This window comes from Mesorhizobium sp. M0676, from assembly GCF_040320535.1.
In the GTDB taxonomy this organism is placed as follows: domain Bacteria; phylum Pseudomonadota; class Alphaproteobacteria; order Rhizobiales; family Rhizobiaceae; genus Mesorhizobium.
This window is the reverse complement of record NZ_JAMYPU010000010.1, coordinates 61,887-86,805: the sequence shown is the minus strand read 5'-3', so window position 1 is coordinate 86,805 and position 24,919 is coordinate 61,887. Positions and strand designations below refer to the sequence as shown.

Annotated in this window: 26 protein-coding genes; 17 read left to right on the top strand and 9 right to left on the bottom strand. The window is 62.6% G+C overall.

Translation table 11 applies throughout. From position 1 onward, the window contains the following. The first annotated feature begins 5 nt into the window (after nucleotides 1-5). The 3 genes from NKI35_RS13445 to NKI35_RS13435 all read left to right on the top strand — a co-directional run bounded on the left by NKI35_RS13445 (nucleotide 6) and on the right by NKI35_RS13435 (nucleotide 2,711). Nucleotides 6-728, top strand: coding sequence for a TfuA-like protein (locus NKI35_RS13445; RefSeq protein WP_031244619.1), 723 nt, complete (start codon nucleotides 6-8; stop codon nucleotides 726-728). 79 nt (nucleotides 729-807) lie between these two features. Further along, nucleotides 808-1,986 carry a gluzincin family metallopeptidase gene (locus tag NKI35_RS13440; protein ID WP_023689836.1) on the top strand — a complete coding sequence of 393 codons (1,179 nt, stop codon included), beginning with the start codon at nucleotides 808-810 and terminating at the stop codon, nucleotides 1,984-1,986. Between the two features lie 32 nt (nucleotides 1,987-2,018). After that, a complete protein-coding gene (locus tag NKI35_RS13435) occupies nucleotides 2,019-2,711 on the top strand; it encodes a hypothetical protein (RefSeq protein ID WP_155923581.1) in 693 nt (230 codons plus the stop codon). Between the two features lie 643 nt (nucleotides 2,712-3,354). On the opposite strand, the gene NKI35_RS13430 is transcribed toward NKI35_RS13435, so the two are convergent. Both NKI35_RS13430 and NKI35_RS13425 read right to left on the bottom strand, forming a co-directional pair. Next, nucleotides 3,355-4,191 (bottom strand): SLC5/6 family protein, encoded by an 837-nt coding sequence (locus NKI35_RS13430; RefSeq protein ID WP_352740351.1) that lies wholly within the window; start codon nucleotides 4,189-4,191, stop codon nucleotides 3,355-3,357. Between the two features lie 241 nt (nucleotides 4,192-4,432). Then, nucleotides 4,433-4,597, bottom strand: a complete 165-nt coding sequence (locus NKI35_RS13425; protein ID WP_352740349.1) for a hypothetical protein — start codon at nucleotides 4,595-4,597, stop codon at nucleotides 4,433-4,435. A 230-nt stretch (nucleotides 4,598-4,827) separates the two neighbouring features. Between NKI35_RS13425 and NKI35_RS13420 the strand changes: the two genes are divergently transcribed. From NKI35_RS13420 to NKI35_RS13405, 4 genes are all read left to right on the top strand, one after another. Next, a complete protein-coding gene (locus NKI35_RS13420; protein WP_023671409.1) occupies nucleotides 4,828-4,983 on the top strand; it encodes a DUF1127 domain-containing protein in 156 nt (51 codons plus the stop codon). Nucleotides 4,984-5,123: 140 nt separating this feature from the next. Then, complete coding sequence (locus tag NKI35_RS13415) at nucleotides 5,124-5,297, top strand: hypothetical protein (protein ID WP_023689840.1); 174 nt, start codon at nucleotides 5,124-5,126, stop codon at nucleotides 5,295-5,297. Between the two features lie 171 nt (nucleotides 5,298-5,468). Continuing rightward, entirely contained in the window at nucleotides 5,469-6,173 is a 705-nt protein-coding gene (locus NKI35_RS13410; protein ID WP_352740347.1) for a Crp/Fnr family transcriptional regulator, read from the top strand. 284 nt (nucleotides 6,174-6,457) lie between these two features. Further along, nucleotides 6,458-6,646 (top strand): hypothetical protein, encoded by a 189-nt coding sequence (locus NKI35_RS13405; protein WP_023671412.1) that lies wholly within the window; start codon nucleotides 6,458-6,460, stop codon nucleotides 6,644-6,646. A gap of 22 nt (nucleotides 6,647-6,668) precedes the next feature. On the opposite strand, the gene NKI35_RS13400 is transcribed toward NKI35_RS13405, so the two are convergent. Then, nucleotides 6,669-7,409: a sulfotransferase family protein gene (locus NKI35_RS13400; protein WP_023734005.1), complete on the bottom strand. Its 741-nt coding sequence runs from the start codon at nucleotides 7,407-7,409 to the stop codon at nucleotides 6,669-6,671. A gap of 268 nt (nucleotides 7,410-7,677) precedes the next feature. On the opposite strand from NKI35_RS13400, the gene NKI35_RS13395 reads away from it, so the two are divergent. Beyond that, on the top strand, nucleotides 7,678-8,877 hold the full coding sequence (locus NKI35_RS13395) for an aminotransferase-like domain-containing protein (RefSeq protein WP_352740456.1): 1,200 nt from the start codon (nucleotides 7,678-7,680) through the stop codon (nucleotides 8,875-8,877). Nucleotides 8,878-8,997: 120 nt separating this feature from the next. Here NKI35_RS13395 and yghU read toward each other — a convergent pair whose 3' ends face one another. Beyond that, nucleotides 8,998-9,867 carry a glutathione-dependent disulfide-bond oxidoreductase gene (yghU, locus tag NKI35_RS13390; RefSeq protein ID WP_352740345.1) on the bottom strand — a complete coding sequence of 290 codons (870 nt, stop codon included), beginning with the start codon at nucleotides 9,865-9,867 and terminating at the stop codon, nucleotides 8,998-9,000. A 420-nt stretch (nucleotides 9,868-10,287) separates the two neighbouring features. On the opposite strand from yghU, the gene NKI35_RS13385 reads away from it, so the two are divergent. Then, nucleotides 10,288-11,199: a S1C family serine protease gene (locus NKI35_RS13385; protein ID WP_023832787.1), complete on the top strand. Its 912-nt coding sequence runs from the start codon at nucleotides 10,288-10,290 to the stop codon at nucleotides 11,197-11,199. 189 nt (nucleotides 11,200-11,388) lie between these two features. Here NKI35_RS13385 and NKI35_RS13380 read toward each other — a convergent pair whose 3' ends face one another. Then, nucleotides 11,389-12,003: a hypothetical protein gene (locus NKI35_RS13380; RefSeq protein WP_023715162.1), complete on the bottom strand. Its 615-nt coding sequence runs from the start codon at nucleotides 12,001-12,003 to the stop codon at nucleotides 11,389-11,391. A gap of 171 nt (nucleotides 12,004-12,174) precedes the next feature. Between NKI35_RS13380 and NKI35_RS13375 the strand changes: the two genes are divergently transcribed. The 7 genes from NKI35_RS13375 to NKI35_RS13345 all read left to right on the top strand — a co-directional run bounded on the left by NKI35_RS13375 (nucleotide 12,175) and on the right by NKI35_RS13345 (nucleotide 19,016). Continuing rightward, nucleotides 12,175-12,771, top strand: a complete 597-nt coding sequence (locus NKI35_RS13375) for a YdeI/OmpD-associated family protein (protein WP_352740343.1) — start codon at nucleotides 12,175-12,177, stop codon at nucleotides 12,769-12,771. 184 nt (nucleotides 12,772-12,955) lie between these two features. Further along, nucleotides 12,956-14,041 carry a GSU2403 family nucleotidyltransferase fold protein gene (locus NKI35_RS13370; RefSeq protein WP_352740341.1) on the top strand — a complete coding sequence of 362 codons (1,086 nt, stop codon included), beginning with the start codon at nucleotides 12,956-12,958 and terminating at the stop codon, nucleotides 14,039-14,041. Nucleotides 14,042-14,249: 208 nt separating this feature from the next. Beyond that, nucleotides 14,250-15,458 carry an ABC transporter substrate-binding protein gene (locus NKI35_RS13365; protein ID WP_023689847.1) on the top strand — a complete coding sequence of 403 codons (1,209 nt, stop codon included), beginning with the start codon at nucleotides 14,250-14,252 and terminating at the stop codon, nucleotides 15,456-15,458. A gap of 14 nt (nucleotides 15,459-15,472) precedes the next feature. Next, on the top strand, nucleotides 15,473-16,264 hold the full coding sequence (locus NKI35_RS13360; protein ID WP_352460554.1) for an ABC transporter ATP-binding protein: 792 nt from the start codon (nucleotides 15,473-15,475) through the stop codon (nucleotides 16,262-16,264). Then, nucleotides 16,261-16,965 (top strand): ABC transporter ATP-binding protein, encoded by a 705-nt coding sequence (locus NKI35_RS13355; protein WP_023671422.1) that lies wholly within the window; start codon nucleotides 16,261-16,263, stop codon nucleotides 16,963-16,965. The genes NKI35_RS13360 and NKI35_RS13355 overlap by 4 nt, the downstream gene beginning before the upstream one ends. Nucleotides 16,966-17,140: 175 nt before the next feature. Then, complete coding sequence (locus tag NKI35_RS13350) at nucleotides 17,141-18,028, top strand: branched-chain amino acid ABC transporter permease (RefSeq protein WP_023671423.1); 888 nt, start codon at nucleotides 17,141-17,143, stop codon at nucleotides 18,026-18,028. A 1-nt stretch (nucleotide 18,029) separates the two neighbouring features. Next, complete coding sequence (locus tag NKI35_RS13345) at nucleotides 18,030-19,016, top strand: branched-chain amino acid ABC transporter permease (protein ID WP_352740339.1); 987 nt, start codon at nucleotides 18,030-18,032, stop codon at nucleotides 19,014-19,016. Here NKI35_RS13345 and NKI35_RS13340 read toward each other — a convergent pair. The 4 genes from NKI35_RS13340 to NKI35_RS13325 are packed head-to-tail and all read right to left on the bottom strand — an operon-like array spanning nucleotide 19,010 to nucleotide 23,607. After that, the gene (locus NKI35_RS13340; protein ID WP_352740337.1) at nucleotides 19,010-19,966 is read right to left on the bottom strand and encodes a Csu type fimbrial protein; all 957 of its coding nucleotides are present in this window, start codon (nucleotides 19,964-19,966) and stop codon (nucleotides 19,010-19,012) included. The genes NKI35_RS13345 and NKI35_RS13340 overlap by 7 nt on opposite strands. A 14-nt stretch (nucleotides 19,967-19,980) precedes the next feature. Next, entirely contained in the window at nucleotides 19,981-22,395 is a 2,415-nt protein-coding gene (locus NKI35_RS13335) for a fimbria/pilus outer membrane usher protein (RefSeq protein WP_352740336.1), read from the bottom strand. Further along, on the bottom strand, nucleotides 22,367-23,089 hold the full coding sequence (locus NKI35_RS13330) for a fimbrial biogenesis chaperone (RefSeq protein ID WP_352625861.1): 723 nt from the start codon (nucleotides 23,087-23,089) through the stop codon (nucleotides 22,367-22,369). Before NKI35_RS13330 ends, NKI35_RS13335 begins: the two co-directional genes overlap by 29 nt. Nucleotides 23,090-23,115: 26 nt before the next feature. Then, nucleotides 23,116-23,607: a Csu type fimbrial protein gene (locus tag NKI35_RS13325; RefSeq protein ID WP_023819044.1), complete on the bottom strand. Its 492-nt coding sequence runs from the start codon at nucleotides 23,605-23,607 to the stop codon at nucleotides 23,116-23,118. An 819-nt stretch (nucleotides 23,608-24,426) separates the two neighbouring features. On the opposite strand from NKI35_RS13325, the gene NKI35_RS13320 reads away from it, so the two are divergent. Next, nucleotides 24,427-24,816, top strand: coding sequence for a DUF427 domain-containing protein (locus tag NKI35_RS13320; RefSeq protein WP_023697761.1), 390 nt, complete (start codon nucleotides 24,427-24,429; stop codon nucleotides 24,814-24,816). Nucleotides 24,817-24,919 lie beyond the last annotated feature (103 nt).

Genomic DNA, 24,919 nt, shown 5'->3' with positions numbered 1-24,919 from the left:
GGATTATGCGCCCGAAACTCGTCTTCACTGGCCCTACCGTGTCCCATTCCGACGCGTTGAAGGTCGTCGATGCGGTATGCCTTCCCCCGGCCGTGCAAGGCTCGATCGTTTCGGCCGTGCAGCATTTCGACCCGAGTGCGATCCTTCTCATAGATGGCGGTTTTCAGACCGAGCCGGCGGTTCGGCACAAGGAAATCCTGTGGGCCCTCAGCCGCGGCATTCATGTCGTCGGCGCGGCCAGCATGGGTGCCCTTCGAGCAGCCGAGCTGTTCCCCCATATGCAAGGCGTCGGGCTTATCTACCGATGGTATCGCCGCTGCGCCTTTGCACCCGACGACGCAGTAGCGGTATTGCATGGACCGGCCGAGGTGAATTTCGCTCAATTGACGCATGCGCTGATTGACCTGCGCCGGACCCTTCGTGCTGCTTGCCGGCGCGGCGTGATTTCACCCGAACAGCAGGCGAGGCTCGAGGGTGCGGCACAGGCCGTCAATTTTCGCGATCGCACCCTGGCACGGATGGTCCGGGATGCGCACGACGGCAAGGACGACGTCGAGAAATTGTGCAGGGAGCTCGGCGCCGCTTTCGTCCAGCAAAAAAAGCAAGATGCCCTGCGGGCACTCGAACTTTTGCGAGAGCAAGCATTTGAAAAAGCATACCCCGTGCCGGAATTACAGCTAACCACGGCCTTCTCCAAGGATATGGATGATGCGGGGCTGGCGCTATAGGCCCTGACCTCTTGGCGGCCGACGATTTACGTAACGTAAGCACCGTGATAGCGTGGCATCGTCAGAGGGGGCCAAGCAATTGGACGCGGTCGATCGTGCCGTTGCGCAAGGTGTGCTGGGTACGCGGTTCCTGGTCTACCCGCAGGTCCCTCACCTTTCGGGTTACGGAACACCCGAAACAGTATGGATTTCTACTCCACCCGATCTGATCCGCTCCGGCCCGGAAGATCACCGCATCTACGTTCGCGATCCGCTCCTCGACAAGGAGCCTTACGACTACCCTTATCTGCCACCGTTTGTCGGCGAAACCTTTCCACCTGCACAGGCTGGCTTTGACGGCCATTTCGATCAGCTTTCCTTGACCTCGCGGCAGTTCCTTTCTGCGCACGCTTTCGCCTCGGTCAGCCGCGTGCTGGACATCTGGGAAAGCTACCTCGGCAAACCGATTGTCTGGTATTTCGCCGAGACGTTCGAGCGGCTCGAAATCATCCCCTTCGTCGACTGGGAGAATGCGCAATCGGGCTATGGCTATCTGGAACTCGGCCGAGAGCGCGGCATCGACGGAGGCAACTATCCCTATGCGCTCAACTTCGATGTGATCGCACATGAGGTCGGCCACGCAATCTTGTTTTCGCTGTTCGGGACACCAACTGGCGGCCTGACTCAAGGCGATTTCGGACCGTTCCACGAAGCCAGCTCGGATCTGGTCTCGCTCTTGTCCTTCCTGAATTTCGACAGCGGCATGGACCGGCTGCTGCGGCACTGCAATGGCAACCTGCTTGTTCTCAATGAGTTGAACCGGATTGCCGAGCTGACTGGCGATCGGCAGATCCGCCTCGCCAGCAACGCACGCCGCATGTCGGAGGTGACGGCGGAAATCCATGACAGGTCACGGCCATTCACGGGGGCTGTGTTCGACACGATCGTCCACGTCTACCACGCGGCACTGGTGCACGAGGGGTTGGCCGACGAGCGGCTGCTGGGGATCGATATCAAGGATGTCGACCAATCCGACATGCAGCGCATTTCGGATTTCACGTCCCGCGCCTTCCGCGCTCGGCCCTTCATGTTCAAGAGCATGCTGATCAGAGCAAGGGACGAGGTGGCTCTCGCACTTGCTCAGGCATGGCCACGCCTCGATGCGGACGACCTGTCGTTCGAAAAGGCCGCGGCGTTGGTGGTGGACTCCAGCGATCGCGTCGCGCCGATGCTCGCGGAAAAATTCGATGAGAATTTCAGCTGGCGGGAGATCTTGTGAACTGAAGGATGCAGCAAAAAGGAGCGAGGAAAATGAGCGACGACTATCACCGACCGACACTAACCTTTCCGTCAGGCGCTTACAACGCAACACAGGTTAGGCTCTATGGCTTGGGGGCGGAAATTGGACTCAGCGTGCCCGGTGCGCCAGCACCCTTTGGTGACACCGGCATGTATGTCGAAACCGCGCCTGGGGAACCTATCACCGACGAGCAACATGTCAACGCACTTGAAGTATTGAAGAAGTATGACAGCAACAAAGGCCGCCAAGATATAATAAATGGAAATATCCCATTTCCAAAAATACCAATCAGAGTCTCCTACCATTTCAAGATCGACCTGAAGAATTTTGGCGCTGCGGTCCTTTCAACGGTAGGCAGTACCTTCATGCTCGGATCATCTCCAGAACAGAAAACATCGTGCGGGATAATTGTCGGTTATGCCTATGAGGGACATACCTACGATTTGCCAAAGCCCAAGATAATGATCATCCCGGCGTTTCCGGAACCCAAGATCCCGGCGGACGATTCGGAATTTGACGCAAAGGAACCTGAAGGCTACGCGGTTTGGCTCGTCGATAAGCTCAACGAATGCGTGGAGTTGGAGATGAACCAGGGCTTTGTCGAACAGATCGTCCTCGAGGCGAACCTTCCAGGCAAGCGTTCACCGACGATGTACGCATCCAAGATGACGATGGGACACCGTGGCGGAAAGCTGAACGACTAGTCTCTCATGTTCCCTGTCAAAGGTTGAAGGCAAGAAGGCTCGCCTGCTTGGCAGGTTTGCCATGCAGTCGGATCGGCTGAAGCTGCACAGGGCTGGGGGTGGAGCTCAGAGACGACGGTTGATCAGACTCTCATTCCGCGGGTTGGGTACGGCCTTCCGTGTCTTGGTCTCGGGGCTGTCCTCGGTCTAGAGGGCGGGCGTGGCGCATCGGCTCGGCGACATAACTGGCGACGGGAGTTCCGCACGATGGCCATGTTGTGCGCCCTGGTTGTCACCGCCGGCCGAGATCCATTGAATCCTGTCGACACGAACGCGAAAGGCTTCATCACATCGATATCCGAGAGGCCCTCGGCATCCTCGCCGTGTCCGGCAAACGGGATTTAGCTGTCGCGCCAGTCAACGAGTGTGTCCGCTTTCCGAATGCTACCACCCGAAACCGGACAGGCAGGAAGCGGCCCAAATGCGACATTCAATTTTCGTCGTGCCCCTGCCAGGGATTTGGCGTGCCCCAGCCGCTTACGTTGCGTCTAGTCCCGCCATGTAAGCCTTCGCGCCACGAGGGACCGCACGCCACTGACGGACAACTATGATGTGGACCACCAGTTTGGCGCACCCAATCGGCCACGCCAGCCCGCAGCCTCATTCACGGCGCAGCCGTAAACCCGCACTGCTTCTGTTCCATCTCGATCTGCTTCGTGATGCGGATGGCGTTCTGGGCGTAGGCTTCCGTTACCGAGCCGCTGTTGACGGTCTTGTCCTTGAGCGGGCTGACGGCTGCGCAGAGGTGGAAGACATGCTCGGTGTCGGACTTGGCGGCGCCGTTTTCCGGCGCGATCCAGTAGACGACATCCTGGCCATTGGGGTGTGCCGCGTCCTTCGTCGCCGCGGCCACCGTGGTGGAGTCGGTGGCGATCGCTTGCGCCTGGGCGGCGACTTCGGGCGAGCAGGCCGTGGTCGGCTGCCCCGCCTTGATCTGTTCGGCGCAGGTGTTCATGTCCTGCGTGTACTGCTCGACCGACGGCGGCTGGTAGCTGACCCCGATCAGCGTCGCCAGCACGGCGAGCACGGCGCCGATGCCGCCGGCGACCTTCTTGCTCTTCGGGTCCATGTTCTTGTCGTTGAGGATCAAGAGAACCAGCGGCAGGAAGGCAATCAGCGTGATGATCGCGCCGAGCTGGTTCTGGACGAAGAACCGGAACGTGTCGGATTCGCGGGCCGGGTCCTTCCTGTTGGCCGCCTTCCAGAGCAGGCTGCCGGCGATGGCGAATATCGCGATCCCGACCAGGATGCCGACCAGCAGCGGCAGGTTTCCCTGGTCGAATTTGTGCTTGTAGAGCAGTACGATCCCGGCGATCTCGCCGCCAATGGCGATGACCCACGACAGCACGGCGAACAGGCGCAGCCGCGTGGCCCCGGACTTCTGGCCCTGCGTTGCCTGCCAGTCCTTGGTAACGTCTACGGTCGGCTTGTTGTCGGTCATGACCAGATCCCCCGGTATCGACACTTTTGCGGGGCGTCAAAGGCGCCCGGCGCAGCGTCATTGATCGAACGTCGCCTGCCTCGGCGCGAAAGCGCCACGGCAGACCCCATCCTTATTGCGCATGATGGGATTCGTCCATAGCCGAGCGGGCGGACGAGGATGCGGGCAATGGTGCGGAGGAGGGCAGGGCAATCGCATATGGAGCTGGCGCAATCCCATGCGATTGCCCGGGAAGAGGGACTCACCCTTTGGCCTTCACCAGCCGCTCCAGCGCATCCACGATCAGATCACAGAGCTTCGCATGGTCGAGCTTCATCGCCACGCTATGGCGGAAGTCGGTCTGCTCGCTCGCCGTACCGCCGAAATGGTGCATCGCGCCCATTTTGTCGAAATTGCAGACCGTCATGCCCTTGGTCCAGCGTCCCGCAAGCCGACGCGGATGTCGGCCCTTTGGACGCGGGCAGTCTGGCGCGGCCTCCTTAGCGACTCTCCCGTTCCCTGAATTGATTTGTATACAAATGTTTCTGGCCGGCATCGGTTTGTGAAGCGCTTCACCGTTGCCGCGCAATCGATCGGTTACAGAGGCCGTGCAAGAGCGGGCCGAGGCAGCGCTCTGCTGCTGCATGGAGGTAACCGATGTTTGAAAGTCTCAGCAGAATTCGTGCTGCCCTGGCGCGCGCCAGCAAGCACAGGAAGACCGTGCGCGCACTGAATGCGCTGCCGACGGAGATCCAGAAGGACATTGGCTGGACGGAGTCGAGGTCGATCGATGAGATAAGGCTGCCGTTCTAGGGCCGCATCCAGGGTCGCTAATATATCGCTCGCCATCGATTGTTCGGAAGCGTACAGTATAGCATCGTCAGCCACATCAATGGGCGCTGACGCTTGGGAGCGACCATCGCACTCCTGCCCCGACAGGAGGCATTGGAGCCATGGCGGAGCAACCGAGACAGTCCGGTCTGAGCGCCGAGGCGCTCGCGGCCTTGGCGCGGGAAACCGGGGCCTCCGAGCAGCAGATACAAGAGATCGCATCGCTGATCGGCAACGATCGCTCGTCCATCGTGCGCGAAGCGCGCATGGTTGCGGCTGACCGCCCGAAGCGCTGATCCAGGAAAAAGCTGCTGGATTGATCCATGGGGCGTCGCCCCTGATTTGTCGGTTTTGTACGAAGTACAATGGCTGAATCCGAGTCAGCTATCGTCCAATGACCGTTTGCATTTGGGCAGGGCGCCGACGGCTGGGAGATTACATGTGCTCTTGCCATTGGGGAGAGAGCGATGGACCAGTCGGTCAGCAAGGAGAAAAGCGGCCTTTTGCGCCGCATGAACCCGGCCGACTTCGCACTGCTTGCGCCGCATTTGCACCATCGTGTGCTCGATCTCAAAGCCCCGCTCGAAATGGCGGGCGAGCCGGTCGCCTCGGTCTGCTTCCTGGAGAGCGGCCTGGCCTCGGTGGTGGCGAGGAACCGGCCGGGGCTCGACACCGAGGTCGGCATCATCGGCCACGAAGGCATGTCGGGTTCCGCTTTGGTGATGGGCGCCGACTGGGCGCCCCATGACTGCTACATGCAGATGCCGGGCGAGGCGGTGTGCATCGATTCCGAGCCGTTCAAGGCAGCGTTGCAGAAAAGCCCGACGCTTAGCGCCTTCCTGCTCCGCTATGCCCATTATCTCCACGGCCAGACCAAATCCACGGCGCTGAGCAATGCCCGCGCCAAGCTCGAGGATCGGCTGGCCAGATGGCTCCTGATGTGTGACGACAGGGTGGTCGGCCACCAGATCCAGATCACGCATGAGTTCCTGTCCGTCATGCTCGGCGTCAGGCGTCCGGGCGTCACCATCGGCCTGCAGATCCTGGAAGGGCGCGGCCTGATCCGGTCGCGGCGCGGCGAGATCGTCATTCGCGACCGGGATGGCCTGATCGCCGTCGCCGATGGTTTCTACGGCCAGGCCGAGGCCGAATACGAACGGCTGCTGGGCTGAGCCTGGCACGGGCTGGAAATGGCCGACGCGAATGCCGGTGAAAGCATGTTGCCAGAGCCGCGCCGGCCATTTGCGGCCATCTGGGGAGAGGCCGCCCGGCAAATCTAGCATCGGCGCAAAAGCGGGCAACGAACCGCAATCGCTTGGTAAAAACCGTACAATCGAATTGTGTTGAACCTTGGTTCGGCAAGAGTATGAATCCGCTGTCGTCGACCATTGTATGGGGCGCTGGCGCCTGAGACTTCGACAGGCTCGCGCGCCCGATGTGAACGGGGAAAACCGAAATGGCAGAACTGCTTTTCGATGTATCCGCCTTCGATTGCGCCATCCTGCGCGCCGCCTTCATCAAATCGGTGATGGAAGACAATGTCCCGGAAAAGCGGTGGCGCGCGCTCGCCGCTTCCCTGGTTCGCGACCTGACCGACCACGAAGACGTCGAGCCGGATCTGCTCGGCTGGATCACGCGCAAGTAGCAATATTCTGACGGTCCGGCGGCTACCCCAGCCACCACCACAGCGCCGCGATCGCAGCAAGCACCGCCGCCACCGACAGCCCCAGCATGATGTAGCTGCCCTTGATGATGTCTCGGATGATCTTCTTCACGCTTTCGCGGTCGTTGAGGTTGGGGAAGGGCTCGTTGGGCAGCGCCACGCCGAGGAAGCCGCAGAGCGGCGCCCAGCCATCGCTGACCTTGAACACCAGAAGCTTCTCCGGCGGCACGGCCGCTATCACCTCCTCGGTGTAGGCGTTGTAGCGCGCCACCGCCTTGGCGCGGTCGTCCATCACGCCGGCAAGCGTGCGGCCCCAGATCAGCCTGTGCGACATGTCGCCGAATTTGCGGCCGAACGGCGTCAGCCATTCCAGCACCTTGAACTGCCACAATGTCTCGGTGAAGTGGATGGTGTCGATGGTGCTGTCGTACCAGGCCTCGGCGCCGCGCGGATGCAGCGTCAAAAGCACCTTGGCGTCGGGATAGGCGGCCATCAATTCGCGCCACACGCAGCATCCCGGATTGTCGACCGTCGCCTTGTAGTTGGCAAAGACTTTGGTCCAGTCGTGCTGGGTGCCGGGCGGGCTGTTGGCCACCTTGCGCCAGAAGTCGAGATGGCCCTTGTTGGCCTTGTTGAGGATGACTTCCTGCATGTGATAGCTGGGAAGGCCCAGCCTGTTCAGCGCGGCAAAGGTCGACCATGTGCCGGTGCGGCCGAATCCGGCACCGATGAGCTCAAGCGTCATTTTAACCCCCTTGTTGAGACCGCTTTTCTTTTTATGCCGGTCCGCTCGGAATGAGGTTGCATCCGCGCCCCTCGGCGCGCAACAATTTTCCCTGTGCAGCGGCCAAAATGTGTTTGCTTTTTCGTCTGGGCCACGCGGAATGAGGGTCTGGCTATTCCAGCGGGTGAGGGAGCCTGATAATAGGTCAGTCAGATTGACCTAAATCGCATGGCCGGAACGGTCATGCTGGACCAGATGCCGTATCCCGGGAGGTGGGCTCGTGAGTTTGATGGACCTGTTGGCGTCGCGCGCCTCACGCATGAAGGCGTCGGAAATCCGCGAGCTGCTCAAACTGCTCGACCAGCCCGACATCATCTCCTTTGCCGGCGGCATCCCCGATCCGGCTTTGTTTCCGGCGCAGGCGATCGCCGATGCTTACGCCTCGGTGCTGGGCGGCGCGGAGGCGAGCGCAGCACTTCAGTATCAGGTCTCCGAAGGCTATCTGCCGCTCAGAAAATGGCTGGCCGGCCAGATGGGCAAGCTTGGCATCGCCTGCGACGAGCACAACATCTTCATCACCTCCGGCTCGCAGCAGGCGCTGGATTATCTCGGCAAGCTGTTCCTGTCGCCGGGCGACACAGCGCTCGTGACGTGGCCGACCTATCTCGGCGCGCTCCAGGCCTTCAACGCCTATGAGCCGCGCTACGACCGGCTGACGCCGGATGGCGGCAACATGACGCCCGCCGCCTACCAGGCCGCGGCTGCCGCTGCAGGCGGCAAGGTGAAATTCGCCTATCTGGTGCCCGATTTCGCCAACCCGACCGGCGAGACGCTGAACCGCCAGCAACGCGAGGCGGTGCTTGACCTCGCCGGCGAGCTCGACATTGCCGTCATCGAGGACGCCGCGTATCGCGCGCTGCGCTATGACGGCGAGGGCCAGCCACCGATCCTGGCGCTCGACTGCGAACGCTCAGGCGGCATCGAAAATGCCCGCACGCTCTATTGCGGCTCGTTCTCAAAGATTCTGTCGCCGGGCATGCGCGTCGGCTGGGTCTGCGCGCCGCGCCGCGTCGTCGAGCGACTGGTGCTGATGAAGCAGGCGTCGGACCTGCACAGCCCGTCGATCAACCAGATGGTCATGCACCGCGTCTCCGAGGCCGTGTACGACAACCAGGTGGAAGAGCTGATCGGCGCCTATCGCCAGCGCCGCGACGGCTTGCTTGCAGCACTTGAGGCCGAAATGCCGGATGGCGTCAGCTGGAGCCTACCGGAAGGCGGCATGTTCGTCTGGCTGACGTTGCCCGAAGGTGCGGACGCCACGGCACTGCTCGCCCGCTCGGTCAAGGAAGCCCGCGTCGCCTTCGTGCCGGGCAACGCATTTTATGCCGACGGTTCGGGACGCAACACGATGCGGATGAGCTTTACGCTGGCAGATGAACGCGCCGTGGGTGAAGGCGTGCCGAGGCTGGCGAAATTGATGAAGAGCTAGGCGCCCTACCTCCCCCTTGTGGGGAGGTCGACCGAAGGTCGGGTGGGGGTGCTTGGCGCCGACCCCCACCCCGATCCGCTTTGCGGATCGACCCTCCCCACAAGGGGGAGGGTAAAAAAGTCACTCCGCCACCACCAATTTATCCTGCGTCTTCGTCTCGAAATCGCTGGCGTCGTGGCGCTCGTGCAGTTGCATGGCCGGGTCGCCGAAGGCGCGGTTGACCATGCGGCCGCGTTGCACGGTCGGGCGGGCGTCGATCGCCTTGGCCCAGCGTTGTACGTGCTCGTAGTCCTGCACCGACAGGAACTCGGCGGAATCATTGTACATGCGGCCGAGCGCCAGGCCGCCATACCAGGGCCATACCGCCATGTCGGCGATCGAATAGAAGGCGCCGCCGAGATATTCGGTCTCGGCCAGCCGCCGGTCGAGCACGTCGAGCTGGCGCTTGGTCTCCATGGCGAAGCGGTCGATGGCGTATTCGAACTTTTCCGGCGCATAGGCGTAGAAATGGCCGAAGCCGCCGCCGAGATAGGGCGCCGAACCCATCTGCCAGAACAGCCAGGACAAGATTTCCGCGCGCGCCGGCTGTTCGGTCGGCAGGAACTCGCCGAACTTTTCCGCGAGATAAAGCAGGATCGAGCCGGACTCGAAGACGCGGACAGGCGTCTTGCCGCTGCGGTCGAGCAGCGCCGGGATCTTGGAGTTGGGGTTGACCTCGACAAAGCCCGAGCCGAACTGGTCGCCATCGTTGATGCGGATCAGCCAGGCGTCGTATTCGGCGCCCTTGTGGCCGAGCGCCAGAAGCTCCTCCAGCATGACAGTCACTTTGACCCCATTCGGCGTCGCCAGCGAATAGAGCTGCAGCGGATGCTTGCCGACCGGCAGCACCTTGTCATGCGTCGGACCGGCAATAGGCCGGTTGATGCTGGCGAACGTACCGCCATTGGCTTTCTTCCAACTCCAGACTTTCGGCGGGATGTATTCGGTCATGCGGGGAATTCCTTGGGTTTGGCGGACCTTGCGCTGTTGGCGCGAGACTGATGCGGAAAGTCGACTCGAAGCTAGATAGCGATAGAGATAGGTGCAATTCAGAAAGGTTCAACTTGTGTTGAACTATTATCGATGTCGGCGCCGCCCCTCATCGCCGTGCCGGGCACTTCTCCCCGTATAGTGACGGGGAGAAGGACGCTGTCGCCTACTGATTTCGCCAATTGCCAGCGTTGCCAAGAGCGCCGATGTTGCGGCCATCTCCCTTCTCCCCGTCACTATACGGGGAGAAGGTGCCGGCAGGCGGATGAGGGGCAGCGCCAGCCTCTGAAATGATTGCCTTGTTGCCTAAGCCCTTGCGCCCTGTGCAGCGCGGCATACCTATAGAGGATACTGCCCACGCATATCGGCCAGGATGAAAGCATGCCCATCGATCCCGTTTCCCCGCTCTTGCGCTCCGTCGTTGGCGTGCGCGCCATGGTTCCCGACGATGCCTTCACGGCCAATGCCTTGGGCACGCGCCGGGAAGGCAGCGGCGTCATCATCCGCGGCGACGGGCTGGTGCTCACCATCGGCTATCTCATCACCGAGGCCGAGGAGGTCTGGCTGACCGACCAGGACGGCCGCGTCGTGCCGGCACATGCGCTGGCCTATGACCAGGAGACAGGCTTCGGCCTGGTGCAGGCGCTGGCGCCGCTCGGCCTGCCGGCGGTGGCGCTGGGCGACGCCTCGAAGGCCAAGATCGGCGACCCCGTGGTGTTTGCCGACGGAACCGGCCGCTCGGTCAAGGCACACATCGTCACCAAGCAGGAATTCGCCGGCTATTGGGAATATCTGCTTGACGAGGCGATCTTCATTGCCCCGGCGCACCCGTCCTGGGGCGGCGCGGCACTCATCGGCCAGGATGGCAGCCTGCTCGGCATCGGTTCGCTGCTTTTGCAGATGAGCCGCAACGGCGAGGTCGCCGACATCAACATGGTCGTGCCGATCAACCTTCTGACCCCGATCCTCGACGATCTGCTGACGCGCGGCCAGGTGGCGAAGCCGCCACGCCCATGGCTCGGCGCCTTCTCGGCCGAGTCGAACGGCGCGGTCGTGGTGATGAGCGTCGCCGAAGGCGGCCCCGCCGCCAAGGCCGGCCTGCGTCAGGGCGACATCATCTCCGACGTGCGCGATGGCGAGGTCGACGGTCTCGCCGATTTCTACCGCAAGCTATGGCAGAATCCGGCGGGTTCGGAGATTCCTCTCAGGGTCGTGCGTGACGGTCGTGAGACTTGGCTGCGAGTGAAATCCGCCGACCGAAACAGCTTTTTGAAGAAACCGCATCTGCAGTGAAGCCAATCTCCCCCCAAGTGGGGGAGATGCCCGGCAGGGCAGAGGGGGGGGCGCGAAGGATCGCGACCTCTCGATCTATTTTCTGACAAGAATCGCGGGATAAACGTGGCTGACACTGGCCGGTGCGTTGGCGGGACAGCGGCCCCCTGCCGGCCATCTCCCCCACGAGGGGGGAGATTGGCTGCCCCCTCAATCCCCGCATACCCTAAAAGGCGTCCCCGTGTCCCACTCCGCGAAGGGCACGACCTGGCCTTCGACAGACACGATACTGTTCACCTTGCTGTCATCATCCTGCGTCTGCATACTTTTGCCCTTGCCGGTCAGCACGTCGTAGTCGCAGCTGCTGTAGACGACAACGGACTGGTATTTGTAATGGTCATAGGCAACGCCGGCGACGACGAAGGCCTCGTTGCGCCAGGCGATGGTCAGCGTCATGTCGGTCCGCTCGCCGGGGCCGATCAGCCCCGGCAGATAGATCTTGATCGAGCCGTTGGGCAGCAAGGTCAACTCCGGTTCGATGCCGGAGCCCTCATAATGCGGCTGGTCGTAGTCGTTCCATTCGCCGTAGACCTGCTCATGCACGACGCCGGCGGGTTTCAGAAAATTGTACTTTTTGTCCCTCAGGAAGAAATGCATGTCCATGGTATCGTCTTCGGGCTCGGTCTCGACGATCATCGCCAGATCGGCGGCGCCGTCCCCATTGAAGTCGCCGGTCAGCGCGGTGATGATCTTCTGGGTTTCGATGGGTTCGGCGAGCGCCGAGGCCGGCAGCAGAAGGATGAGGCCGAGTAACATCGATCGCATGGCATTTCCCCCGAATTGCAGTCTGCCTTGCCCGGCTCGACCAGCCGGGAAACTGCCATGAGCGCCGGCTTGGGCGCAAGCCGGCTCGCAATAGGCTAGGGGGTATCGACGCCGCTGACGGAAACTGGCATCGACAGCCGATACAGCCGGCCCGGCAACAACGAGGTGATGATGGCGCCGTTCAAGGTCGATCCCGACAAGGTTCATGAATTCCCCGATCCCGACAGTTTTTACGCCTGGCTGCGCGAAAATCATGCCAGCGAGAGCGAGGTCTGGATCAAGGTCCACAAGGTCGGCTCGGGCCTCGCCTCGATCACGCCGAAGCAGGCCATCGACGTGGCGCTGTGCTTCGGCTGGATCGACGCCATACGCAAGCCGCTCGACGACAAGAGCTTTCTGCAGCGCTACACGCCGCGCGGCAAGAAGAGCATCTGGAGCAAGATCAACATCGACAATGTCGCCCGCCTGGTCGAGGAGGGCCGCATGACCGAACACGGGCTGAAACAGGTCGAGGCGGCCAAGGCCGACGGCCGCTGGGACCGCGCCTATGCCTCAGGCAAGGACATGAAGATCCCTGACGATCTGCAGGCCGCCATCGACGCCGAGCCGAAGGCGAAGGAGATGCTGGCAAAGCTTTCCGCCCAGAACCGGTTCGCGCTGGCGTTTCGAACGCACAACATGAAGACGGAGGCGGGGCGCAGGAAGAAGATCGAGGCTTTTGTCGAGATGCTGAAGCGCGGCGAGACGATCTATCCGCAGAAGCGGTGAGGCGACGGCAAGCGGCTGCCATGGTGCGCGCAGCTAAAAACCCGCTTGTGAGGTTCTGGCCTCCCTTGCTCGGACATAACCTATTGTTTTTAATGTATTTTCCACTCGTCGTTCGGGTGATAGCTGCGATAGTGGAAAAAACATAACACCATATTGTTAATTAAGAGTTTTCCACTATGTTGACTTGATCCTGACTTACGAGTGGAAACCGATGCTGAGAGAGTTGACCGGCGACCAGCGGCGCCAACTCATAGATACGCAACAGGTCTACGAGGCCTGGCAGCATGCTGATCACCAGCGCCAAAGGCGCTTTGCAGGCAGCATGCGCTGGGTTGAGCGCAACGGTGCTGAATACCTGCTGCGGAAGGTCCGGCAGGTCGAGAATTCACTCGGGCCAAAAAGCAGCCAGACGGAGAAGGCGTTCGCTGCGTTTTCCGAGGGCAGGGTGCAGAACAAGGATCTGCTGGCAGGTCTGGCCGATCGCCTGAACGGCCTGGCGAAAGTCAATGTGGCAATGGGGTTGGGCAGGGTACCGGCCATCGCCGCACGGATATTGCGGCGGTGCGCCGAAACAGACCTGCTGGGCAAGCAGTTGCTGGTCGTCGGCACGAATGCGCTGTTCGCTTACGAGGCTCTGGCGGGCGTCCAGATCACCAGCGGTCTCACGGCAACCGGCGACATCGACCTGCTCTTCGATTCCCGACGCCGCATCAGCTTCGTGACCGGCGAGAGGGTAAGCCAGTCCGGCCTGATAGGCGTATTGCGTAAAGTGGACAGGTCCTTCAAGCCGCTCCAGCCCCGGGCCTTCAGGGCAGCGAACCGTGATGGCTATCTGGTCGACCTGATCCGTCCGCAGGCAAGACATGTCCTCAAGGACAACGCCACTACCTCGATTACACAGCTTGCCGACGATCTCGACAGCGCACCCATGGAGGGGCTGCAATGGCTCATCAACGCTCCAAAGGTCGAGGCTGTGGCGATCGATGAGCGTGGCTATCCCGTAAGCATGCCGACGGTCGACCCTCGAATGTTCGCTCTGCACAAGGCTTGGCTGGCCACGCGGCCTGATCGGTCTGCGGTCAAGGCAATGAGAGATCGTGAACAGGCGGAAGCGGCTGCACGCATTGCCACGGGCTATCTTGCGCTTCCGCTGGACAGCGAGCATCTCAAAGGGCTTCCGGGGGCACTGCTGGACGCTGCGGCCGCAACGCTCTCTCTGTCTGGCCCGAGCGGCTTTTCCGAAGACTCTCCAATTGAGCCCGACTGGTAGCGGCCGCGCTAGCACGCCATGCTACGAAAATAGCATTCTCCCCTTGCGAAATGTGATGCTACGGTTCCCGGCGCACCCAGGGCGGAGGGGTTGCCAAGAGGAGAAGTGGCGGGCGCTGGCCCGGATTTCAGCGAGAACCGGACGGAGCTGTTGAACCATTGCAAGGCCGCCGCGTTTTCCAGCGTCGGCCACAAGGGAGGAACCACCTGTGAAAGCATCCTATCTCGTCTCAGCCGCGCTGCTTGCGGCGACTGCGATGCCGGCGGCGGCCGGCGAAATTTCCGACGGCAAGGTCAAGATCGGCATCCTCAACGACCAGTCGGGCGTCTATGCCGATTTCGGCGGCAAATGGTCGGTCGAGGCCGCCAGGATGGCGGTCGAGGATTTTGGCGGCAAGGTGCAGGGCGCGCCAATCGAGATCGTCAACGCCGATCACCAGAACAAGCCCGACATTGCCTCCAACATTGCGCGCCAGTGGTACGACACCGAGCAGGTCGACGCGATCATGGAACTGACGACATCCTCGGTGGCGCTCGCCGTCCAGGGGTTGTCCAAGGAAAAGAAGAAGATCGACATCGTTACCGGAGCGGCATCGGCCGACCTGACCGGCAAGCAATGCTCGCCCTACGGTTTCCACTGGGCTTACGATACCCACTCGCAGGCGGTCGGCACCGGCGGCGCGCTTGTGCAGCAGGGCGGCGACAGCTGGTATTTCATCACCGTCGACTATGCCTTCGGCTATTCGCTGAAGGAGCAGACCTCAAAGGTTGTTGAGGCAAGCGGCGGCAAAGTGCTGGGCGAGGTGCGTTACCCCTTGGGATCGACGGATTATTCCTCCTTCCTGCTGCAGGCGCAGTCCTCCGGCGCCAAGGTTATCGGCCTTGCCAATGCCGGCCTCGACACCTCCAATACCATCAAGCAGGCGGCCGAGTTCGGCATCGTCGCCGGCGGCCAGCGGCTGGCAGCACTTCTGTTCACGCTTGCCGAGGTGCACGGCCTCGGACTGCAGGCGGCGCAGGGCGTGGTGCTCACCGAAGGGTTTTACTGGGACCGCGACGACAAGAGCCGCGACTTCGCCGGGCGCTTCTTCAAGCGCACCAACCGCATGCCCAACATGATCCAGGCCGGCACCTATTCGGCGGTGCTGCAATATCTCAAGGCCATCGACAAGGCCGGCACCGACGAGACCGAGGCGGTCGCCAAGCAACTCCATGAAATGCCCGTCGACGACATCATCAACGCCAACGGCAAGGTACAGGCCGACGGCTCGATGGTGCACGACATGTATCTCTATCAGGTCAAAAAGCCCGAGGAGTCGAAGAAGGACTGGGACTACTACACCTACCTTGCGACCATTCCGGGCGACAAGGCCTTCATCAAGGCTGAAGACAGCGGCTGCCCGCTCGTCACCAAGTGACGCTGGCGCAAGCCGTGGCCGTCCAGCCGGACGGTGCCGAAATCAAGCCGCGGGTGGTGCTCTCCGCCCGCGGCCTGCGGCGCGATTTTGCCGGTTTCGTCGCCGTCAACAATGTCGACCTCGACGTCCATCACGGCCAGATCCATGCACTGATCGGGCCGAACGGCGCCGGCAAGACGACGATCTTCAACCTCTTGACCAAGTTCCTGCAGCCGAGCAGCGGCAGGATCGAACTGTTGGGCAACGACATCACCCGCACCGCGCCGGCCAGGGTGGCGCGCATGGGTCTCGTCCGCTCGTTCCAGATATCGGCGATCTTTCCGCATCTGAGCGTGCTCGACAATGTCCGCGTCGCCTTGCAGCGGCCGAGCGGGCTCGGCTTCCAGTTCTGGCGCTCGCTGGCCGCGCTTGACCAACTGACTCCACGGGCGCGCGAACTGCTTGCCGTCGTCGGTCTCGACGATGTCGCGCATCGTCCGGCCGGCGATCTCTCCTATGGCCGAAAGCGCGTGCTCGAGATCGCCACCACGCTGGCGCTCGACCCGAAAGTGCTGCTGCTCGACGAGCCGATGGCCGGCATGGGGCACGAGGATGTCGGCGTCATTTCCGGCATCATCCGCTCGCTGGCAACGGACCGCGCCGTGCTGATGGTCGAGCACAATCTCACCGTCGTCGCCGACCTCTGCGACTGGATCACCGTCATGCAGCGCGGCCAGGTGCTCGCCGCCGGCGACTACGCGACGGTGAGCAACGATGAGCGCGTCAGGGTCGCCTACATGGGGACCGAGCAGGGGGACCGAGCATGAGTGAGCCGCTGCTTGCCGTGCGCGATCTCCATGCCTGGTATGGCGAGGGCCATGCGCTGCATGGCGTCAACCTCGACGTTTTTCGCGGTGAGACCGTGACGCTGCTCGGCCGCAACGGCGTCGGCAAGACCACAACGCTGCGCGCCATCATGGGGCTGGTCCGCAAGCGCAGCGGCAGCGTCGCCTTCGATGGCAGCGACCTGATGCGCCTGCCGCTGCATCGTGTTGCCCATCGCGGCATCGGCTTCGTGCCGGAGGAACGCGGCATCTTCGCCACGCTCACCGTCGACGAGAACCTGATCCTGCCGCCGGTGGTGGCCAAGGGCGGCATGAGCGTCGACGAGATCTTCGATCTCTTTCCCAACCTCAAGGAGCGCCGCAACAGCCCCGGCACCAAACTCTCCGGCGGCGAACAGCAGATGCTGGCCATCGCCCGCATCCTGCGGACGGGCGTGCAGATGCTGCTGCTCGACGAGCCGACCGAGGGCCTGGCGCCGGTCATCGTCCAGCGCATCGGCGAACTGCTGGCGACCTTGAAAAAGCGCGGCATGACCATCCTGCTCGTCGAGCAGAATTTCCGCTTCGCCGCCCGCATCGCCGACCGCTTCTACCTGATGGAGCACGGCAAGGTGGTGGAGGGTTTTGCCGTAAGCGAGCTTGCCGCTCACACGCAACAGCTGCACGAGGTGTTGGGGGTATGATGACGACAGCCCACGGCAGTACCCCCACCCCGCTGCTGCGCAGCGACCCTCCCCATAAGGGGGAGGGTGGAGGGCCACCGCCCTACCTCCCCCTTGTGGGGAGGTCGGACCGAAGGTCCGGGTGGGGGTACGTGCCGCACAGACGCATCCCCCTTGCAACACCATCGGTGACGCCATGACCATGATCTTCGGCATCCCCGTCCAGGCCTTGCTCGGCCAGATGCTGGTCGGGCTGATCAACGGCTCCTTCTACGCCATGCTGAGCCTCGGCCTGGCCGTCATCTTCGGCCTGCTGCGGATCATCAATTTCGCCCATGGCGCACTCTATATGCTCGGCGCCTTCATCGGTTACCTGCTGCTCGTCCATCTCGGCATCGGCTACTGGCCGGCGCTGCTCCTGGTGCCGCTCATCGTCGGCGTCTTCGGCATGGCGGTCGAGCGCGTGGCGCTGTCGCGGCTCTACCGCCTGGATCCGCTCTACGGGCTGCTGTTCACCTTCGGACTGGCGCTGGTCATCGAAGGCGTGTTCCGTTTCTACTACGGTGTGTCAGGCAACCCATATGCCGTTCCGGCGCAGCTTGCCGGCGGCACCAATCTCGGCTTCATGTTCCTGCCCAACTATCGCGGCTGGGTGGTGGTGGCCTCGCTCATTATCTGCATCGGCACCTGGCTCCTGATCGAAAAGACCAGGCTCGGCTCCTATCTGCGCGCCGCGACCGAGAATCCGGAGCTGGTGCAGGCCTTCGGCGTCAACGTGCCGCTGCTGCTGACGCTCACCTATGGGCTCGGCGCGGCGCTCGCCGGCCTTGCCGGTATTCTCGCCGCGCCCGTCTACCAGGTCAGTCCGCTGATGGGCTCCGATATCATCATCGTCGTCTTTGCCGTCGTCGTGGTCGGCGGCATGGGTTCGATCCTCGGGGCCATCGTCACCGGCTATATGCTCGGCCTCGCCGAGGGCCTGACCAAGGTGTTCTATCCCGAGGCGTCGAACCTCGTCGTCTTCGTCATCATGGCGGTCGTGCTGCTCCTGCGCCCCGCCGGCCTGTTCGGAAGGGACGCCTGAGATGAGCGAGGCAACCCTTCACCAACAGCGCACCGCCGCCTCCGTGCGGCTGGAGCGGGTATTGCTGGCATTGGCCATACTGGCGCTGATAGCCGCGCCCTTCTTCGTCTATCCGATCTTCCTGATGAAGATGCTGTGCTTCGCGCTGTTTGCCTGCGCCTTCAACCTGCTGCTCGGCTACACCGGGCTGTTGTCGTTCGGCCACGCCACCTTCTACGGCGCCGCCGCCTATTTCTGCGCCTACGCCGTCAAGGCATGGGGCTGGCCGCCCGAGGCCGGCATCCTGCTCGGCACCGCCGGAGCGGCCGTGCTCGGCCTGGTCATGGGCTTCCTCGCCATCCGCCGGCAAGGCATCTATTTCTCGATGATCACGCTGGCGCTGGCGCAGATGTTTTATTTCTTCTGCGTCCAGGCGCCGTTCACCGAAGGCGAGGACGGCATACAGGGCGTGCCGCGCGGGCATCTGTTCGGCATCGTCGACCTCAACGTCACGCTCAACATGTATTTCGTCGTGCTTGCCGTCTTCCTCATCGGCGTCTTCGCCGGCTGGCGCATCGTCAACTCGCCGTTCGGCATGATCCTGCGTTCGATCCGCGAGAACGAGAACCGCGCCATCTCGCTGGGCTATTCGGTCGGCCGCTACAAGCTCGCCGCCTTCGTCATGTCGGCAGCCCTTGCCGGGCTTGCCGGCGCCACCAAGGCGATCGTCTTCCAGTTCGCGACGCTGACCGACGTCACCTGGCAGATGTCAGGCGAGGTGATCCTGATGACGCTGCTCGGCGGCATCGGCACCATGGTCGGTCCTGTCGTCGGCGCCGGCCTCGTCGTCGGCCTGGAAAACACCCTCGCCACCTCAGGCTTCCCCGTGACCATCGCCACCGGCCTGATCTTCATGATCTGCGTGCTGGTCTTTCGCCGCGGCATCGTCGGCGAGATTTACGCGCGCTGGCTGGCGCCGGCCAACGGCGAGGCGGGCCGCGATCAATAGGTGATGGTCACCACCACCGTGTCGGTGTAGACGCCGGCCGAGGGCGTCGTCTGCGGCGGCACGCGGCCGTAGACGATGAGCGGTTGCGCCAAGCCGGTTCCGGTGCCGGCCACCGTGCTTCCCGGCGTTCCGGCGTCACCCCAGGGCTGCGAGCGCGCGGCGTCCTTGTAGAGGCCGTAGGTGACCCGCTCGCCGCCCTTCGACATTTTGCGATTGGTCGGCGTGCCGCCTGTCGTGCCGCCATTCAGGGAAACCGTATAGGCGGTCGACGGCGTGCAGGTGACCGAGACCTGGCCGGTGGCATCGGCATTGGCGTCGAGCACGCCCTTGGAGCCGAAATCGATGTTCTGGGTGGCGACCAGGCAGTTTGCCGCGACCGTGGCGTTGATGGTGAAGGTCGGACTGGTGCCCAAGTTGCCCGCGCCGGTGTTGCAGCTGCTGCTCAACAGGGTTGTCCGGGAGCGGAACTCGAGTTGCCCGCCCGAAAATGTCGACAGATAAGTGCCCGGCGGAACGGTCGCCTGGCCGCCGGGAACCCGGCCATAGAGCGTCAGGGTGTCGATTGAGTTGCCGAAGAGATTGGGGCTCAGCAGCAGCGGTGGCGGGCGCGAGGCATAGGCCCAGTTATAGGTGCCCCAGACAACGCTCATTGCGGGGTCCGAATAGAGTTGATAGTTGAGGCTGTTGACGCCGCTCGCCATCTGCCGGGCCGCCGCCGAGGTTGCACCGCCGGTGCCGGCGGCAATATGCGGACACACCAGGACGGGCAGCAGCAATGGCAAACTGCCGCTGCAAGTCGCGGTGAAGGTGGCTGTCGATGTCGCCGCGGTGCCCGACAGCGTGTCGATGATGCCGAAATTCAAACTGGTGACGGTGTAACTGCAGCTCTGCGCCCGGGCGAGCGACGGGAGCAGCACCAGCAGCAGGGCGATGATTACGGCGCGCAGCATTTTTCCTCCAGCTCTCATTGGCACACCACGTTCCCGATCACCACTTGCCGGCCGCGCGCCGCCTCGAAGGGAAACTCTGCCCGGCATGAACCGCCGTCAGCGCGCTCGACCTGCACGGAATTCTGCTTGCCGAGGCCCTTGATGTAGGCCTGCCCATCATAGCCGACGACAAAGTCTTCAGTGCCGCCATCGACGCGTCCCGACAGTCCGGCCTCGAGCGGCGTTCCGCTCGAGTCGACCAGCGTCACCAGCGCGGCCTGTGCCGCCTCGGACACGCCGAACTTCAGCACGACGCCGTTGCGGTCGGCTGGGACGACGGTCTCCTTGGTGGCCGGGACATCCGCGTCCACCGGCAGGTTTTTCGGGTCGATCGACACCGTGTTCAGCTCATAGGAGTTGAGCCCGGTGACCAGGATGCGGCCTTTGCTGTCGGTCCTGCCTACCGGCCGGTTCTGATGCAACACCTCGACATCAGGCGTGCCGACATCGACGACGGCAAAGGCATCGTCGATGCGGTTGGTGGCAAACACCCCGCCGCCTGCGACCGCAATGGCGCCGTCCATCTGGCCGGTCACGCGAAAGTCCTTGTCGAATTGCTGGGCGCCGGCCTCGAAACGCGCAAACGGCGCGCGGTAGCTGACCGCTGCCGAACGATTGGGGACCTCGCCCTCCGAGGTGCGCAGCCGCCAGCCGATGCTGCCGTCCTCGGCCCGCTCCGATTTGGCGAGGTCGGCCACGATATTGAGGCCGTCAGGCCCATGCTCGACACCCGTCGACGCCATGACGTCGTTATTGAACGGGATCGAAATCCCCGCAAAGATGCCATAACTGTCGCCGTCGTCGAGATCGGCGAAGGCCGTGGCATAGAGCGTGCTGCGCTTGAAGATCGCCTGACTATAGGAGAGGCCGACGATCTGGCTGGTCTCGCCTTCGGCATCCTTGAGGTGGGTATAGGAGAAGTTGAGGCTGGAGAAATCGATCGGCATCGGCACGCTGAGCGTCACCTGGTCGACCGCCCGCGGCACACCGGCGCTGAAACGGGTGAAATCATCGGGATCGAGTATGACCGGCTGTGCCGTCACCGAAGCGATGTCATCATAGCCGCCGAACGCCCGCTGCATGCGGGCATTGACCGCCCAGCCATCATAACCGAATTCGACACTGGCATCGACCAGCGAGCCGGTGCGCCCCTCATGATGGCTGCCGGCCACCGCCACCGACGCCGCGCCATAAGGCCCGAGCGGGAAGGCAGCACCTATGCCGCCATTGATCAGCTCGGCGCCGCCCTCGGCATGGGCTTCCAATGTCAGCCGGTCGGTCACGCCGTAGCGCGCGCTGGCGACGCCCATGACGCGGCCATCATAGTCGTCGGAAGAGATGCCGAAATTGCGCCGCGCCATGCCCGCCTCGACGGAAAAATCGAGCAGCCCCTGACGCAGCATCATGCTGGAGGCATAGAACGGCAAGGTGGCGGTGGTCTCGCGCCCCAGGCTGTCGCGCAGCACCACCTGGGCCTGTCCGGCGCCGGTGAACACCGGCAAATTGGTGACCTGGAATGGCCCGGGCTGGATGTCGCCGGAATAGGTACGCACGTTTTGCGTATAGACCTCGAGCGTCGACGGCACCGCCGCCGTGCCGCCGAAGGACGGCAGCGGCAGCGTCACCAGGTCCGATCGCAGGTGGAAGTTGCGTTGCGCCTGGACGCCGCCGAGATAGACCGGCCGCGTCCACGACAAGCCGCCGGAGACGAAGTCGCCGGCGCGGTAGGTCATCAGCCGGTCGGGGTCGGAATAGCTCCAGGTCGTGTTGAGCCGCGTAAAGCCGCCCAGCTTGCCATCGGAATAGCCGGCGATGAACGACTGGCTGAGCGTGCCATAGGGGCTGAACACGCGCGCATCGAAGCCGCCGGAAACGCCTTGGAACAGCTCGACGTCCTTGTCGAACAATGTGTTGGAGCTGGCAAACAGCGAATAGTTGAGAACCGCGCCCAAGCCCGATTGCGGCGCCGGCCGGTCCTGCAAGCGCAAGCCGAGATCGACCATACGCGCCTCGCGGCTGTCATTGGCGGCGGTGACGTAGAGGCGCTGCGCCGCTTCGTCGATCTGAAACGACACATCCGCCAGCTGGTCGAGCCTGACCAGGCCGTCGGTGTCGACAGCGCCCTGCGGCGGCTTCAGCCCGAGCTCCTTCAGCTCTTGCGGCGTCGATGCCAGGCCGCCATCCGGCATCTGGGTGAAGCTGCCGATCAGTTTGGTCGAGACGTCGTTGATGAACACCTCTAGATAAAGGCTGCGGCCGGCTTGCTGGCCAGGGTCTTCAGGGTTCGTCACGGCCGGCAATTCTTGCGCGTTCACCGCCGAGAAAGGTGTGAAAATCGCGAGCGCGACGACTAGCGCGATCCTACTTGCCCTTGACGGCAACGTTGGCATCGAAGGGTCCAAGATCGCTCTGTGCCTTCAAAAGCACGGAGCCCGCTGACAGTGATTTGCCGCTGCCGATCGGCCACTGCATGGTCGCGCCGCCCAGGACATAACCGACGAGCCCGTTTCGGTTGCCGAGCTTTTTGCCGTTCTGGGTCAGGGATAGGTTGGACAAGCGGAGACGACTTTCACCGGTATTGCTGGCTGTCAGCACAAGACTGCCGCCCTTGCGCGAAACACTCCAGGCGACTGCCGGCGCGGCCGCATCGGCGTCGCGGAAAAACACCGGCACCGAATAGCGCAGCGCGAGCGCGACCGTACCGGCCTTCTTGCGCGACGGGTCGGGTAACTCGTCGACGATGACGCGGTAGCTTTCCTCGGCCCGCACCGGCGCCTTGCTGACGCGCACGACGCGAACCACGTATTGGGCATTGGGTCCGAGTTTGGTCGATGGCGGGCTGGCGACGACGTCCGTAGTCGGCGTCAGCGTCTCGATCCCGCCAGACTGGCTCCAGGCGAAGACGCGTATCTGCACATTGATCGGCCGCTTGGGGTCATCGTTGCTGAGGTTGAGAACCGCCGAGGCGTCGGGCGAGATCAGCTCGAGACCTGTCGGCGCCACCCTGAGCGAAGCGGCTTGTGAGAGACCGGCGCACAGCAACAGAACAGCCGTGGCTCCGATGCATGAAAGCATGGATCGCATGATCGTCCTCGTGTTGGTATCGATTGTCAGTACGTTATGGTGATCGCAACGGTGTCGGTGTAGAGGCCCGCCGCCGGTGTCGTCTGCGGTGGAACACGCCCGTAGACCGTCAGCGGCTGAATGGCGCCGTTGCCGGTTCCGCCGACCGTGTCGGTGGGGATCGTGGTGCCCCAAAGCTGCGTCCGGGTGCTTTCCCTGTAGATGGTGTAGTCGATCGTCGCCGACGCCGGCCCGGTCATCTTGCGAACAGCAACCGTTGCGCCCGCGCCCGCTCCGGCGCTCAGACCAACATTGTAGGACTTGCCGGTCGTGCATTGCACGTTGATGGTGCTGGTCTGGTCGACATTCGCATCAATGACACCGTGCGGGCCGAAATCGAGATCGCTCGCCGTCTGCACCTTGCATTCGTCGGTAATCGTGATGCGGACATTCATGCTGCCCGTCGCGGTCGCGGCGATCGCGGGCAGGATGGGAAGCAGCGACGCTCCCGCCAGCAGCGCATATTTCAGCAATCTCATGCGTGTTTCCTCCGTCGGGCAGACCGTTCCTCGCAACACAGTCTTGACCCGGATTTCACTCCTACAGCTCCTCCGTTGCATGCTTCGCAAGACATCAACGATACAGTAATGTCAGAAGCGAACTGTGCAATGATTATTACAACTTAGATTCGGATTACGACAGCGAATAACTTCGGTAGGTATCGGATAATTTTGGTTAATATTTGGTTAACAGAGACGAAATGGACATTTTTCCGAAGTGAAAGTTCGTCTGTCGAAAATTTATTTTGCTTCTCGTGCCGAAAAGGCGAAAATATCTGGCAAATCATCTTGATTTTGTAGAGTCTCACCTGTCGTCCTTTATTATCGATATTTCGCGGCGTGCACCGGCGCCAAGCAGCCATCGCCATAGCCGCGCCGGTAGCTGTTCGCGCCTGTCCAAGCCTTGCGGTCGTGCTGACAGGGCCGCATTCGCCAAAACCGTGTTCCGCCCGGCCCAAGCATGGCCGTCCCGGCTGAGATAAATCCACCGCCGTCGGATCGCGGCGAAACACATGCGAATCGTTCTTGCCACGCTGGCCCGGATTTCCTTCGGCGGCGCATCGGCCGGACGGGAGATGCGCCTGTTGTCCCTTGGAGCCATGATCCACGGCCGGCAGCCGCGCGGACCGGCTGCCAGACGTCAGAAAAGGAAGAACGATGAAGAAGACCTATGAAAAGCCACAGCTCGAAAAGCGCCAGAAGCTGTCGCGTGTGACCGCTGTCGCCGGCCCATCAGTGACCAGTGAGAGCTGACGCCGTCGACCGGCATCGAACCACCAGCGGACAAGGAGAGCAGTCATGGATCAGCATGCGAACCCGTCCCCCGGCTTCAGGCGCAATCCGGGCAAGGTGATCACCGTCGAGCCCTTCAACGGGCGTGTCGTCGTGTTTGCAAACGGCACCATCATCGCTTCCTCGGCAAAAGCCAAAATGGTGACCGAGCCGCCCCATCCCTTCTCCTTCTACATCCCGTTCGAGGACATCGACTTCCGGAAGCTCAGGAAGACGGAGCGGTCGACGCTGTGCCCCTACAAGGGCGACTCCAGCTACTGGAACGTGCTGCCGGCGGGCGAAACCGGTAACGACGCGATGTGGGCCTATGAGCAGCCCTTCGACGAGATGGCCGAGATTCGCGCCCACGGCGCCTTCTATCCCGACCGGGTCGCCATCGACGCCACGCCGCGCTAGCCCAAAAGTGCCCAGCGTTTTTGGAGCCGACGACAGGCATGAACAGAGGAATTTTTCAGATCAGCCAAAGCTGTCCTCACCCGGGGGCGCAGCGGTTTTGCGG